14 protein-coding genes and 1 tRNA gene are annotated in these 13330 nt (G+C 61.4%); 5 read left to right on the top strand and 10 right to left on the bottom strand.

Going from position 1 to position 13330, the window contains the following annotated elements; genetic code table 11:
* Nucleotides 1-48 precede the first annotated feature (48 nt).
* Nucleotides 49-1212, top strand: a complete 1164-nt coding sequence (locus L8K08_RS02525) for an MFS transporter (protein ID WP_145162855.1) — start codon at nucleotides 49-51, stop codon at nucleotides 1210-1212.
* Entirely contained in the window at nucleotides 1209-2402 is a 1194-nt protein-coding gene (locus L8K08_RS02520) for an MFS transporter (protein WP_242194125.1), read from the top strand. Before L8K08_RS02525 ends, L8K08_RS02520 begins: the two co-directional genes overlap by 4 nt.
* Here the strand turns inward: L8K08_RS02520 and L8K08_RS02515 are convergent.
* From L8K08_RS02515 to L8K08_RS02485, 7 genes are all read right to left on the bottom strand, one after another.
* The gene (locus L8K08_RS02515; protein WP_242194121.1) at nucleotides 2399-2704 is read right to left on the bottom strand and encodes a DUF6482 family protein; all 306 of its coding nucleotides are present in this window, start codon (nucleotides 2702-2704) and stop codon (nucleotides 2399-2401) included. The two genes, L8K08_RS02520 and L8K08_RS02515, sit on opposite strands and share 4 nt — an antisense overlap.
* Nucleotides 2705-2728: 24 nt before the next feature.
* Nucleotides 2729-3253: a DUF3833 domain-containing protein gene (locus tag L8K08_RS02510; RefSeq protein ID WP_242194118.1), complete on the bottom strand. Its 525-nt coding sequence runs from the start codon at nucleotides 3251-3253 to the stop codon at nucleotides 2729-2731.
* A 195-nt stretch (nucleotides 3254-3448) separates the two neighbouring features.
* Nucleotides 3449-3522 (bottom strand) — tRNA-Gly (locus L8K08_RS02505).
* A 199-nt stretch (nucleotides 3523-3721) separates the two neighbouring features.
* On the bottom strand, nucleotides 3722-4606 hold the full coding sequence (locus tag L8K08_RS02500; RefSeq protein WP_145162862.1) for an alpha/beta hydrolase: 885 nt from the start codon (nucleotides 4604-4606) through the stop codon (nucleotides 3722-3724).
* Between the two features lie 304 nt (nucleotides 4607-4910).
* The gene (locus L8K08_RS02495; RefSeq protein WP_242194115.1) at nucleotides 4911-5603 is read right to left on the bottom strand and encodes a pseudouridine synthase; all 693 of its coding nucleotides are present in this window, start codon (nucleotides 5601-5603) and stop codon (nucleotides 4911-4913) included.
* Nucleotides 5603-5815 (bottom strand): cysteine-rich CWC family protein, encoded by a 213-nt coding sequence (locus tag L8K08_RS02490; protein ID WP_145162866.1) that lies wholly within the window; start codon nucleotides 5813-5815, stop codon nucleotides 5603-5605. The genes L8K08_RS02495 and L8K08_RS02490 overlap by 1 nt, the downstream gene beginning before the upstream one ends.
* 84 nt (nucleotides 5816-5899) lie before the next feature.
* Nucleotides 5900-7522 carry a methyl-accepting chemotaxis protein gene (locus tag L8K08_RS02485; RefSeq protein ID WP_145162868.1) on the bottom strand — a complete coding sequence of 541 codons (1623 nt, stop codon included), beginning with the start codon at nucleotides 7520-7522 and terminating at the stop codon, nucleotides 5900-5902.
* A 262-nt stretch (nucleotides 7523-7784) separates the two neighbouring features.
* Here L8K08_RS02485 and L8K08_RS02480 point away from each other — a divergent pair, with 262 nt between their 5' ends.
* Together L8K08_RS02480 and L8K08_RS02475 are read left to right on the top strand one after the other, a co-directional pair.
* Nucleotides 7785-8120: a hypothetical protein gene (locus L8K08_RS02480; protein WP_242194112.1), complete on the top strand. Its 336-nt coding sequence runs from the start codon at nucleotides 7785-7787 to the stop codon at nucleotides 8118-8120.
* Between the two features lie 161 nt (nucleotides 8121-8281).
* Nucleotides 8282-8710, top strand: coding sequence for a DUF3757 domain-containing protein (locus L8K08_RS02475; protein WP_242194109.1), 429 nt, complete (start codon nucleotides 8282-8284; stop codon nucleotides 8708-8710).
* 7 nt (nucleotides 8711-8717) lie between these two features.
* Here the strand turns inward: L8K08_RS02475 and L8K08_RS02470 are convergent, their stop codons facing one another.
* Nucleotides 8718-9830, bottom strand: coding sequence for an enoyl-CoA hydratase/isomerase family protein (locus tag L8K08_RS02470; protein ID WP_242194107.1), 1113 nt, complete (start codon nucleotides 9828-9830; stop codon nucleotides 8718-8720).
* Nucleotides 9831-9966: 136 nt separating this feature from the next.
* On the opposite strand from L8K08_RS02470, the gene ung reads away from it, so the two are divergent.
* Nucleotides 9967-10659: a uracil-DNA glycosylase gene (gene ung, locus L8K08_RS02465; protein ID WP_242194104.1), complete on the top strand. Its 693-nt coding sequence runs from the start codon at nucleotides 9967-9969 to the stop codon at nucleotides 10657-10659.
* 126 nt (nucleotides 10660-10785) lie between these two features.
* Here the strand turns inward: ung and L8K08_RS02455 are convergent, their stop codons facing one another.
* Both L8K08_RS02455 and L8K08_RS02450 read right to left on the bottom strand, forming a co-directional pair.
* On the bottom strand, nucleotides 10786-11823 hold the full coding sequence (locus tag L8K08_RS02455; protein WP_242194100.1) for an AbrB family transcriptional regulator: 1038 nt from the start codon (nucleotides 11821-11823) through the stop codon (nucleotides 10786-10788).
* Nucleotides 11816-13330, bottom strand: coding sequence for a tripartite tricarboxylate transporter permease (locus L8K08_RS02450; protein ID WP_106577026.1), 1515 nt, complete (start codon nucleotides 13328-13330; stop codon nucleotides 11816-11818). Before L8K08_RS02450 ends, L8K08_RS02455 begins: the two co-directional genes overlap by 8 nt.

Here is a 13330-nt window from a genome sequence, read left to right as displayed (position 1 = left end):
CCCGACGGCCATTCTATAAAGGCGTTACAAAATAAAACGAGAGGTTTCATGAAACCGCGCCTGCATTGTGCCCGTCTTGCCCTGTTCCTGTGTGGCTGCGCGGCGTTTCTGAACCTCTACGCCACCCAGAGCATCCTCGCGACCTTTGCGGCGCAGTTTCATATCAGCGCCAAGGAAGCGGGCTGGAGCATCACGGTCACCACCCTGGCGGTGGCGATCACCGCGCCCTTTGTCAGCCGGCTGACCGGGCGCTTCGAACAGCGCACGGTCATCGCCGTGGCCGCGCTGCTGCTGGCCGTTCCTGCGCTGATGACCGCCTACGCCAGCAGTTTTGCCGACGTGCTGGTGTGGCGGTTTGTGCAGGGCATGTTGATTCCGGTGGTGTTTGCCACCAGCGTGGCTTACATCGGCGACCGTTGGCGTGGCGCGACGGTGACCGAGGTCACCAGCCTGTATGTGGCGGGCACCGTACTGGGCGGGTTCGCCGGGCGTTTCGTCACCGGTGTGATGACGCAATACGTGGGCTGGCGCGAAGCGTTCGAACTGCTGGCGGTGTTGAGCCTGATGGTCGGTGGGTTTATTCAGTTTCTGTTGCCCGCCAGTCGACCGCGCGGCGAACGGCCTGGAGCGGTTTCTTCAGGTGTTTTTCGCCGACCTTTGCTGTCGGCATACGGCGTAGGTTTTTGCGTGTTGTTCTCCCAGGTTGCGGCATTTACTTACGCAGGTTTGCACCTTGGCCTGCCACCGTTCAACCTCGGGCCTGCGGCGCTGGGCACGCTTTACATGGTGTTTTTGCTGGCGTTGATCGTGATTCCCATCGCCGGGCGCCTCAGCAAAGCCAGACCTCACGCCGAACTGCTGGCGGTCGCCGCCGCGCTCGGTGTCGGTGGTTCGGCGCTGACCCTGGCGCCTTCGCTGTGGTGCATTGTGGTGGGCCTGGCGCTCAGTTCCACCGGCGTGTTCCTGGCCCAGGCCGCCGCCAATGCTTTCATCAGTGCCACCGCCGGTGAGAGCAAGTCTGGCGCCGTGGGGGTTTACCTGACGTGCTATTACCTGGGCGGCAGTTGCGGTGCCATCGTCCCGGCATTGATCTGGGAACGCTGGGGCTGGGCCGGCTGTGTGGCGCTGATTATCGGTTTTCAACTGCTGACCCTGCTGATCGCCCTGACGGGCTGGAAGCTCCTCAAACCTGAGCCGGTTCCGACACCATGAATGACACTGTTGCCGTGCCTGTGCGCGAAACCTCCAGCCGGCGCCGCGCGTTGATCGCCGGTTGCAGCGCTCACGCCGTACACGATGGTCTCACCGACGTTATCTACGTGTTGCTGCCGATCTGGCAGGCGCAGTTTGCCTTGTCCTACGCCCAGATCGGCCTGTTACGTGGCGCCTACTCCGCAATGATGGCCGTGTTCCAACTGATAGCCAGCCGCGCCGCCCGACGCTGGGGCCGTTTGCCGTTGCTGGTGGGTGGCACTGCGCTTGCGGGTGTCGCTTATTTATTGGTGGGGCAAGCCACATCGCTGAGCTTGTTGCTGTTGGCGTTGCTGCTGGGCGGTTTGGGCGCCAGCACCCAACACCCCTTGGCCTCCTCGATGATCACCGACGCTTATGAGGACGGTGGTGGCGTCAAGCAGGCGCTGTCCCAGTACAACTTCAGCGGCGATATCGGCAAAACCCTGATTCCTGGGGTGGTGGGCCTGCTGCTTACCGTCGTCAGTTGGCGCGCCAGCGCCACCCTGCTGGGGCTGCTCGGTCTGGCGGCAGCGGGATTGCTGTGGTGGCTGGTGCCGGCTCAAGTTCGCGAGTCCGGTGCCACCGAAAAAGCCCGGCCGCCCGGTGGCACGGGCTCGGTCGCAGGCCTGCGTGCGCTGATCCTCACCGGTACGCTCGACAGCGCCGTGCGCATGGGCTTTCTCACGTTTCTGCCGTTTCTGCTGCAAGCCAAAGGCGCTGGCACGGCGGGCATTGGGCTGGCGCTGACGATGCTGTTCATTGGCGGTGCGTTCGGCAAATTACTTTGCGGCTACCTGGGGGCGCGCATTGGCATGATGAAAACCGTCTGGCTGACCGAAACCAGCACCGCGCTGTTGATCGTCACGGCCGTGTACCTGCCGCTGAGTGGCTTGATGGTGATGTTGCCGCTGCTAGGCTTGGCGCTGAACGGCACGTCTTCTGTGCTCTACGGCGCCGTCCCGGACCTGGCGAGCGCGGGCAGACGCGAACAGGCCTTTGCGGTGTTCTACACCGGCACCATTGGCGGCGGAGCGCTGGCGCCGGTGGTGTTCGGCGGGGTCGGCGATGCGCTCGGTGTGCCGATGGCGGTGATGGTGCTGGCGGTGATGTTGCTGGTGACCTTGCCGTTGGCGTGGGTGGTGCAGCGTGGGATACGTGATGGGGTTTAAAGGGGCGAGGCCAGCGTAAACGGTATACGCAACGCGCCGATCGGCCCTTCGCGGACACCGCACATTTCATCGTGCACGCTGTGCTGCACCAGCACACACGGAAACGGCGGAACCCGCTGCAACAGGTCGCGCAAGTGCGTGGTGGAGCCGATGCGCATGGGCTTGGCGTCATCGTCCACCAGCGTCATTTCGACATGATCCAACCTGACCCGCGCGATGTAGAAACCACCCTCCAGCGACAGCAGCTCCAACTCCCGTATCTCGCTTTTCTCGGCCAATTCAGTGAGCATTTTCAGGTTCATGGTTAACCCTCACGGTGGGTTGTTTCATTGGCGACGAAAGAACAGCGTGACCTGGCCCCATTCGACGCCGAGCTTGGTCATGCTGGAGCGGTTGATCAGCGTGTCTTCGTCCATCAAGTACATCCAGTCATCAAAACTGACCTCGTAGACCGAACCGTCCACCGGCAGGTTGAGCCGGTAGCGCCAACGCAGTGCGTTACCCGCCACTTCGCCGATCGCTTCGCCGACCACGTCACCCGCTCGACCGCGCCAGCGCCCCGGGCCATCCGGGGTCAGCGTCCATACGCGCTGCTGACGCGTGCCATCGCTGTACAGAAAGCGCTCGTCCAGAATCAGCGCGTTGCCCTCGCGCCGGCTGGCGATATTGACCTCAAAGCGCTTGGCCACTTCGCCCGAACGCTTCTGGAAAATCCCCCAGGCCTTGACGGGCTTGCTGAAGAAACGCTCCAGGTCCAATGGCGGTTTCTGGTCGGCGTAGTGGGCGACCTCGACGTTGCCGCAACTGCTCAAACTCAACGCCAGCAACAATGAAATCAGCAGACGTGTCATTGCCGGGCTCCGTGATCGTAATCGTGCGCGGCGAAGCGCCAGCGCTTGGTATTTATACTTGTACAAAAATATTGATTTGTACAGGTTTGCGCACGGCAGGTGACGAATGCACAGATCGCGCCCATAAAAAAACCGGCCACAAGGACCGGTTTTTTATGCACCTGCGTCGTAACTGACGTAGGCGCGAAATGTGAGTGGAGCGGGTAGAGGGAATCGAACCCTCGTCGGAAGCTTGGGAAGCTACTGTTCTACCATTAAACTATACCCGCTCAGAGCGGCTGACTTTGTACCAGATGTTCATCGGGATTTGAAGTTTTTCTTCGAAAAATGTGTGGGTTGCGTCGCTCAAGCTCACTTGGAAGCTGGCTTGCCTGCGATACATCACCTGGGTGTGACTGACACACAGGTGCCTGCATCGCGGGCAAGCCCGGCTCCCGCCCAAGCGAGCGTTTATGCAGTGCTTTCATTTCAAATCGCAAAGGCATGCTGCGTCTGGCCCTGGTGGTAGCGCAAACGACTGACCTGTCGCTGTGGTTTCAAAAAGCCCACCACCGCGTCCCGGCTGTCCCGACACGCCGCCTTGTGCTCCATATCCAGAAAATGCCCGGTCGCCTGAACAGTGCTGAAGCTGCTCTTGGCCACATGCTGGCCAAACAGCTTGGCATCCTCGGCACTGGTGTACTCGTCCCATTCGCCATTCAAAAACAGCACTGGAATGTCGATTTGCCGCGCTGCCTTGAGGTAGCACAGGCGGTCGCTGTTGAGCACGTGGCTGATGTGAAAATGCATCTGTCCGTATTCGTGCTCGGCCAGGCTGCTCACGTGTTTGTAGTTGAAGCGCTTGAACAGCGACGGCAGGTGTTTGCCGATAGTGCTGTTGACCAGGTGGCCGACGCGGTCGCGGTCGAGGTTGCCGAGGTAGTCCACACCGCGTTCAAGGTAATCGCGCATCGGCGCGTTGATCACCGGGGAAAACGAACTGATCACGGCCTTTTCCACGCGACGCGGGCGCGCAGCGAGGGCGACCAGGGTGGCAGCGCCGCCCCAGGAAAATGACAGCACGTGCTCGGCGGCGAAGTGGTCGATGAGTTCCAGCAGAATCTGGCCTTCGACTTCTTTGGTCAGCATCTGCTCGTGGCGGTTGTGGATTTTGGAGCGGCCAGCGTAGGGCTGGTCGTACAAAACCACGTTGAACTGCGGGTACAGGCTTTTCACGGTTTGGGCGAAGGACGCCGTGGTGGCCATGGAGCCGTTGACCAGGATGATGGTCTTTTCAGCAGCATCCGCGCGATAGAACTCCGTGTAAACCCGATACTGACCCTGTATATCCAACACAGCGATTTCTGGCCTCATGTCGTAAGACTCCTGGCAAGCGGGTAGGGCGCGCAGATCACTCTGCACGAGCTTTATGACAGGTAGGCATACGCCTGGAAGAGGAGCACCCATGTCGGTCCGATGACGGCTGGCCGACGGCTGTTGTTAGGGCGGGCTGTTTGCCTGAGGGGCCCGTAAATCAAGCGCGGGCGGGGCAAGGTGTTTCTTGGAGGTTATAGGCGACTCGCCAGTCATAATTTGGCTGACGTCTTGATTCAAGCACCACAGACGCCAGGTCGCAAGCCAACAAGCTGGTTTATTGCCAGCACCGGCCGAACGGTCATCAGACCGCGAGGATTTCGTTTTCAGTCAGTGCCCGATATTCGCCCGGCGCCAGCGAGTCATCCAGCACCAATGGCCCCATCCGCTCACGGTGCAGGCCGATGACCTTGTTATCAAAGTGCCCGAACATGCGCTTGACCTGGTGATAGCGGCCTTCAATGATGCTCAGCCGCGCAGTCGTTGGCCCCAGCAGTGCCAGCTCGGCGGGCTGCGTGGTGAGGTCTTCAAACGCGAAATACACACCGGCTGCGAAGGTTGGCGCGTACGCCGGGGTGATGGCCTGTTCGGTTTCCACGCGATAAACCTTGGGCAGCTTGGTCTGCGGTTGGGTCAGGCGCCGTGACCATTGGCCGTCGTTGGTGATCAGCATCAGCCCGGTGGTGTTGAAATCCAGACGACCGGCAATGTGCAATTCATCTTTGTCCGGCTCATCGAGTAAGTCCAGCACGGTCGGGTGCTGCGGGTCCGCTGTGGCGCTGACACACCCCTTGGGCTTGTGCAGCATGAAGTAGCGCGCCGGTTTACCTGCCTGCAGCACCTCACTGTCAACGCACACGCGGCTGAACTCACGCACCTCATGGTGCGGATCGCTGACCGCCACGCCATCGACAGTCACCCGTCGCTCAACCAGCAGCAAGCGCACTTGCTGGCGATTGAAGCGCGGCAGGTTACTGAGGAAACGATCAACCCGCATTACGTCGGCTCGACTCCGCGCAACTGCGCATCGACGTGGGCACATCGGGGGCACAGGCAGGCCTTGTTGCGCAACGCGTCGGGCAGGGCTTGCAGTACTGCCGGGTCGATGGTGACGCTGTAACACCAGCAGGCCTGGTCGACCGTACGTGGGTCAGCCAGGGCGCAGCCGTTGCGGGCGCCGCAGGCGGGGCAGAGTGATGGCGTGGTCATGGGCAGGTTCGGGCTGGATCGGACAAGTTTGCGTAGAGTCTCGGTGTGCGTTGTACGATACAGGGCCGACCCTGCCCAGGCTACTCAGAGCTGGAACTTGCTGACCAATACTTTAAACGAAGTGGCCAGGCGCGACAGGTCCTGGCTGGAGGCGTTGGTCTGATGGGCGCCGGCGGCCGTCTGGGTGGACAGGTCCTGGATGTTCAGCAGATTGCGGTCGACTTCGCGCGCCACCTGGGCCTGCTCCTCGGAGGCGGAGGCAATCACCAGGTTGCGTTCATTGATCTTCGCCACACTGGCGGTGATCCGTTGCAGCGCCTCGCCGGCATTCTGCGCCAGGGCCTGGGTGTCGGTGGCCCAGCTCAGGCTCTTGTTCATCGCTGCGACCGCATCGTCGGCACCGGTCTGCACTTCACCAATCATCTTCTCGATATCCACCGTGGACGTCTGCGTACGGTGTGCCAGCGCCCGCACTTCATCGGCGACCACTGCAAAACCACGCCCTTGCTCGCCCGCACGGGCGGCTTCAATGGCCGCGTTGAGGGCCAGCAGGTTGGTCTGGTCGGCGATGCCACGGATCACATCGATGACCTTGCCGATCTCTCGCACTTGGCTGGCGAGGTCTGCAACCGATTGGGTGGAGTCGTTGATCTCGACCACCATCGAACTCATGCCGGACACTGCCTGTTCCACTTGTTGGCGGCCATCTTCGGCCTCGGAGGTGGCCTGGCGCGAGGCTTCAGAGGTCGAGACCGCGTTGCTGGCCACCTCGTCCACGGCTGCGGTCATCTGGTTGACGGCGGTGGCCGCTTGTTGGATCTCATCATTCTGGCGGGTCAGGCCACGGCTGCTTTCATCGGTGACCGCGCTCAGTTCTTCGGCTGCCGACGCGAGCTGATCGGAGGCGTTGGCGATTTCCAACAGGGTGCTTTTCAGGCCGCCCTGCATATCCGACAGCGCCATCAGCAATTGTCCGGCTTCGTCGGTGCGTTCGGTGACGATGGCCTGGGTCAGGTCACCCTTGGCAATGCGCTGTGCGCTTTCGACCGCCTGAGCGATGGGCCGGGTGATCAGGCGGGTGATCAACATGCCAACGATGATGGCAATGAGGAAGGCCAGCACTATGCCGCTGATCATCCACGTCAACGCGCTGTTGCGCAGCTCCTCGGCAGCGATCGCGCCTTCTTTGATCTGGCGGTTATTGGACTCGATCATCACGCGGATCAGCTCGCGCGCCTGGCGGAAGAGTTCATTGTTGGTGGTGTTGAGCAGGGTGCGGGCCTGATCGCCCTGGCCACTGTCGATCAGCGCCATGATGCGTTCGGAACTGCTGATGTAGGAGGGCCACATCTGGTCGAGTTTATCTCCGGCCGCCCGTTCGTCATCTTCCAGTGGGGTTGCGCGATAGGTGGCGTAGGACGCCTGGCTGCGCTTGAGTTCCTGGGCGATGTCCTGGCGCACACGGTCACGATCCTGGGGGGAAACGTCGCCTTTGCTGGCATCCATCAAGCGGTACAGGCCGCGGTTATGGGCGACCAGGCCGTTGAGGGTGGCGGCCGTGTTGCTCACCGACACCAAGTTATTGGAGAACGTCAGCTCCAGTGCCGAAGAGAGGCGAACCACCCCTTTGATTCCCAGCAGGCCGACCCCTAGGGTGACCAGCGCACACAAGAGAAAGGAGAGCAGCAGTTTGGTTGAGATTTTCATGAGTCGAGTCCGGACGGGGTGGCGATGAGTGCATGCTAGGGCCTCCCTGGCGCCATGCGATGTCATAGTGACATTATGGTAATCAACAAAGTTGCGATCCAGATTAATTTACTGAATCGATACAGCCTGAGTAGATGTATCAAACCGTTACGAAAACGCACCAGATTCCGTTTTTGATGTCAGATGTTTCGTCATTCAGTGAAAGCTGAATGCCGCCCTCCCGCGTCGCTGGAGGTGCTCTTCCGCGGTCCAGGAGGCCGCCATGTATCGACGACTGCTGCTCAGCGCTTTACTCGGTCTGACCCTTTGCGCCTGTGTGCCTTATTACGATGGAGGTGCTACTTACTATCGCTCCGAGGTCTACACCGCGCCGGCACCGGCCTATTACTACGGTGGCCCTGCCTACTATCAATATGGGCGCAGCTACTATGCGCCGCCGCCACGTTACTATTCGGCGCCGCGCTATTACCAACCGGCCCCGCGTTATTACCCACGGCCCGCTTACCGGCCTTATCCAGGCCAGGGCTGGAACAATCGGTGGGGCAATGGCGGGCCGGGCCATGGTGGTGGACGCGGCGGCGGTGGCGGCCATCGTTGACAGGTAATGCCCCCAAGCGGCGCCCCAGGCGCCGCTTTTTTATGCCTGCCGTTCGTCGGCACTGTCATTTCTAACAGCTATCGCAAGCGTTTGATCTGCATTCCACTGCTGGGGACGCCGTTGTGCGTCTCTGAGGAGGCGGTGGGTTTATGGAATGCTCTTTGATCAAACGTGTGTGCTGGTTCTTATTGTTGGTGGGCGGCATCGCGCAAGCGAATGCGGAGCAGGGCTGTCCCTACCCTTCATCGGTCAAGTACGTGAGCGGCTATTTTCAAGCGTCGGATAAACACTCTCATTGGCGAAGCCCGAAGGTCGACGCCGATGACTTCGCGGATCGGTTTATCGGTGCGCTCTTCACCCCCGGCCAGGGCAAGGATCGCGAGAACGGCTACCTGGACCGCTGCGTTTATCGGATGGGCAGCGGGCGAAGCCTGGCGTTGCGGTATGACATGCCGGGGGCCCTCAGTACGATGTCGCTGACGAAGTCCCTGCATTGGGAACTCGCCACCGATCCACTCGAACAAGATGTCTACATTTGTCAGGACAGCCAGCCGGACAATTGTGCCTTTACGGTCGGGCGCCAGAATTGATTGCCTGTCAGTAGTCGGACAAGTCCGCCAGCGGGTGCCTGCCTTCCCACACCTTGGTGAAGTGCGCCTGCACCACAGCCTCCGGCACCGTGTTGATCTCGGGCCAATGCCAATGGGGTTGCTGGTCCTTGTCGATCAACCGTGCGCGTACGCCTTCGGCAAATTCCGGGTGACGGCAGCAATTGAGGCTCATGGTGTATTCCATCTGGAAGACCTCGGCCAATGACAAGTGCCGGGCGCGCTCGACCTGTTCCCACACCAGATGCGCAGTCAGCGGGCAGCCTTCGGCCAGCGTCTTGCCGGCACGGCTGAACAGCGGGTCGGCGTGGTCGCGCAACAGGTTCAAGGCGCGCCAGGCACAGCGCACATCGCCCACATCCAACCATTCATCGATCTGTGCGCGGCGGGGCAGCCACTGCGCCTCCGGTTGCTGGCTGACGGCTTCCTGGGCCAGTGCCTTGAGCAGGCTGTTGGGCTGCATCGCGGTCTGTTCCTGCCAGTTCAGTTGCAGCAGGCCTTCGATCAGTTCGTCTTGCTGGTCATCGCGCAGGAAACGGTCGGCCAGGCCCAGGTCCACGGCATCGCGGCCGTTCATATGCGCGCCGGTGAGGCCCAGGAATAACCCCAGCTTGCCGGGCAAGCGTGACAGGAACCAGCTTGCGCCCACATCCGGATACAGGCCGATGCTGATTTCGGGCATCGCCAAACGGCTGCTGGGGGTGACGATGCGTATTGCAGCGCTTTGCAGCAGGCCCATGCCTCCGCCCAGCACATAGCCGTGGCCCCAGCAGATCAGCGGTTTCGGGTACGTGTGCAGGCGATAGTCGAGGCGGTATTCCGCCGCAAAAAAATCGGCGGCCAGTGCCGGCACAACGCCGGGTCGTTCACGGCAGGCCTGGGCCAGGCTGCGTACTTCACCGCCGGCGCAGAAGGCCTTTGGCCCTTTGCCGCGCAGCAGTACGCAAACGATATTCGGGTCTTTGGCCCAGGCATCCAGACGCTCGGCCAGGGCCAGGATCATCGGCAAGGAAAGCGCGTTGAGCGACTTTTCAGCGTCCAGGCTGGCGATGCCAAGGCGGGCGCCGTCGCTGCCGGTCAGCTCTTCGAAGTGCAGGTTCATCGTGACCTCAATCGAGAAAGTGAAGGATCAGTATGATCGGTCCAACGGAAAGTGCCGGTGGTGTGTCAGATCAATTGACAAGCGGGGCCTGCTTTCCTAGGGTTCGCCCATTCTTTTTCTACGCGACGAACACACCATGACCGAAGGCGACCGTATCAAACTCGAACCCAGCTGGAAACACGCCCTGCGGGATGAGTTCGAGCAGCCCTACATGGCCCAACTGCGCGAGTTCCTGCGCCAGGAACACGCTGCTGGCAAAGAGATTTACCCGCCAGGCCCGCTGATTTTCAATGCGCTCAATTCAACGCCTTTGGACAAGGTCAAAGTGGTGATTCTGGGCCAGGACCCGTACCACGGGCCCGGTCAGGCCCACGGGTTGTGCTTCTCGGTGCAACCGGGCGTGCCGACGCCGCCCTCGCTGGTCAACATTTACAAAGAACTCAAGCGCGACTTGAACATCGATATTCCCAACCACGGTTGCCTGCAAAGCTGGGCGGATCAAGGCGTGCTGATGCTCAACACCACCATGACCGTTGAGCGCGCCAATGCCAACGCCCATGCGGGCAAGGGCTGGCAGTTCTTCACGGATCGGATTATCGAAGTGGTCAGCGAACATCAGCCGCACCTGGTGTTCCTGCTGTGGGGCGCCCATGCGCAAAGCAAGCAGAAGCTGGTGGACGCGACCAAGCACCTGGTACTGACGTCGGTGCATCCGTCACCGTTGTCGGCGTATCGTGGGTTCTTGGGCTGCGGGCATTTCAGCCGTACCAATAAATTTCTTGAGCAGAATGGCGAGACGCCGATTGAGTGGCGGTTGCCGCCTGTTTGAGGCCTGCCGCAATCCAATGTGGGAGCGAGCTTGCTCGCGAAGGCGGAGTGTCAGTCGCCAGATTTATTGACTGATCCACCGCATTCGCGAGCAAGCCCGCTCCCACATTTTGATTTGCGTCAGGGTTCAGGATTTTTCTGGCTGGCGGTTCCAGTACCGGAACAACGGCTCTGCCAGAAACAGCACGAACAACAAACGCATCACCTGCATCGCCGTTACCAATGGCACCGACAGCTGCAGGGTTTCGGCGGTGAGGCTCATTTCGGCGATGCCGCCGGGCATCATGCCCAGGGTCAGTGAGCGCAAATCCAGCTGCGTCAGCGCGCTCAAGCCCACGGCCGCCAGTGTTGCAAGCGCCATGGTCAAGGCCGTGCCGATCAAGGTGCGGCCCATGAATGACGGCGCCCGGCGAAAGAACTGACGGTTGAAATGGCAACCCAAGCCGCTGCCGATCAACCATTGGCCGATCTGGCTGCCGCCGTCGGGCAGGCCGTAGTGCAAGTCCCACACAACGCTGGCAGTTGCGCTGACCAACAAGGGCCCAAACAGCCACGGGTTCGGCTGACGTAAACGCTGCCAGCCCCAGGCGACCAGGGCTCCTATCGCAAACAGCAGCGCCAGCCAGCTCCAGCTCACCGGCGCCGGATGAAACTGCGGCGCGCCGCCTTCCAGCCAATACTTGAAGATCGCCGGCACGCACAGCACCACCACCAGCACCCGCAGACTCTGGCCCGCCGCGACACGGCTGAGCACCGCGCCATTGCGTGCGCCGAGGTTGACCATCTCACCGGAACCGCCCGGCATGCTGGAGAAGAACGCGGTGGCGCGGTCTTCACCGCTGCGGCGCATCAACCACACGCCGACAATGCTCGACAGGCTGGTGATCAGCGCGCAGAAGAAGATCAGGCCGAAGTGGCTCATGACTTGCTCGATCACCACCGGGGTGAAGTGCAGCCCGATGCCGATGCCCACCACCCATTGGCCGCATTTGCGCCCGCCGGGAATCTCCGCCAACTGCCACGGCGTGAGGCAGCGCACCAGGATAATCGCCAGCAACGAGCCGACCATATAAGGCAAAGGCCAGCCGACGAGGCTGGCCAGGTAACCGCCGGCCAGGCCGACCAGCGGTGTTGCCCACCATTGCTTAAAGGTGACCTCAGACATCGGCCAGGGCACGACGCTGCAGGGCACGTTTGCGGTAGATGCGCACCAGCGGGAAGGCCAGCATCAGCGCGGTCAGCACCCACACACCAAAGGTGATCGGGCTGGACCAGAGGATGTCCAGCGCGCCGTTGGAAATCGACAGCGCGCGGCGCAGGTTCTGCTCCATCAGGCCGCCGAGGATGAAGCCCAGCAGCACGGGCGACAACGGGAAGTCCAGCTTGCGCAGGATGTAGCCGAAGATGCCGATGCCGACCATCAGAAACAGGTCGAAGGTGGTGGCGTGAACCGCATACACACCGATTGCGGTGATGATGGCGATCACCGGCACCAGCGCCCAGTTCGGCACGGCGAGGATGCGCGTGAAGATGCGGATCATCGGGATGTTGAGGATCACCAGCATGATGTTGGCGATAAACAACGACGCGATCAGGCCCCAGACGATGTCCGGTTGCTGTTGGAACAGCAGCGGGCCCGGGGTGATGTTGTACAGCGACAATGCGCCGATCATCACAGCGGTGGTGCCCGAACCGGGTACGCCCAAGGTCAGCATCGGCACCAGCGCGCCGCAGGCGGAGGCGCCGATTGCGGTTTCCGGAGCGGCGAGGCCGCGCATGTCGCCCTGGCCGAATTTACCGCTGGCACCGGCCAGGCGTTTTTCGGTCATGTAGGCAACGGCCGAGGCGAGTGTCGCGCCGGCACCCGGCAAGACGCCCATGATGAACCCCAGCAAGCCGCAACGGATGTTAACCACGAAGACTGCAGACGCTTCCTTCAGGTTGAACATCATGCGTCCGGTGGCTTTTACCGCTTCCTGGCCGCGGTGGGTTTTTTCCAGCAGCAACAGGATCTCGCTGATGGAGAACAAACCCAGGACCAATACGACAAACTGAATGCCGTCGGTGAGGTGGATGTTGTCGCCGGTAAAACGGTACACGCCGCTGTTGGCGTCGATGCCGACGGCTGAGAGGAACAGGCCGATCAGCGCCGCCACGAACGTCTTCAGCGGTTTGTCTCCGGCCATGCCGCCGAGGCAGACAATCGCGAACACCATCAGTACGAAATATTCCGCCGGGCCGAAGGCAATCGCCCATTTGGCCAGCAGCGGCGCAAACAGCACCATGCCGCAGGTGGCAATGAACGCACCGATGAACGAACTCCACGCCGACAACGACAGTGCCACACCGGCCAGGCCTTTGCGGGCCATGGGGTAGCCGTCGAGGGTGGTCATTACGGTGGACGCTTCGCCGGGAATGTTCAGCAGGATCGAGCTGATACGGCCGCCGTATTCGCAACCCAGGTAGACGGCAGCGAGCAGGATCAGCGCCGACTCCGGCGGCAGACCCAGGGCGAACGCGATGGGGATCAACAGCGCCACGCCGTTGATCGGGCCCAGGCCCGGCAGCAGGCCGACCACCGTGCCGATCAAGGTGCCGCACAGGGCAGTCACCAGGTTGTAAGGGGTCAGTGCAACGCCGAAGCCCTGGCCCAAGTAGCTGAACGTATCCAT

Source organism: Pseudomonas sp. TREG-RG-20F-10-E-6-01 (assembly GCF_022662455.1).
GTDB lineage: Bacteria > Pseudomonadota > Gammaproteobacteria > Pseudomonadales > Pseudomonadaceae > Aquipseudomonas.
Note: the sequence above shows the minus strand (reverse complement) of the source record. Positions and strands in the feature narration are given on the sequence as shown.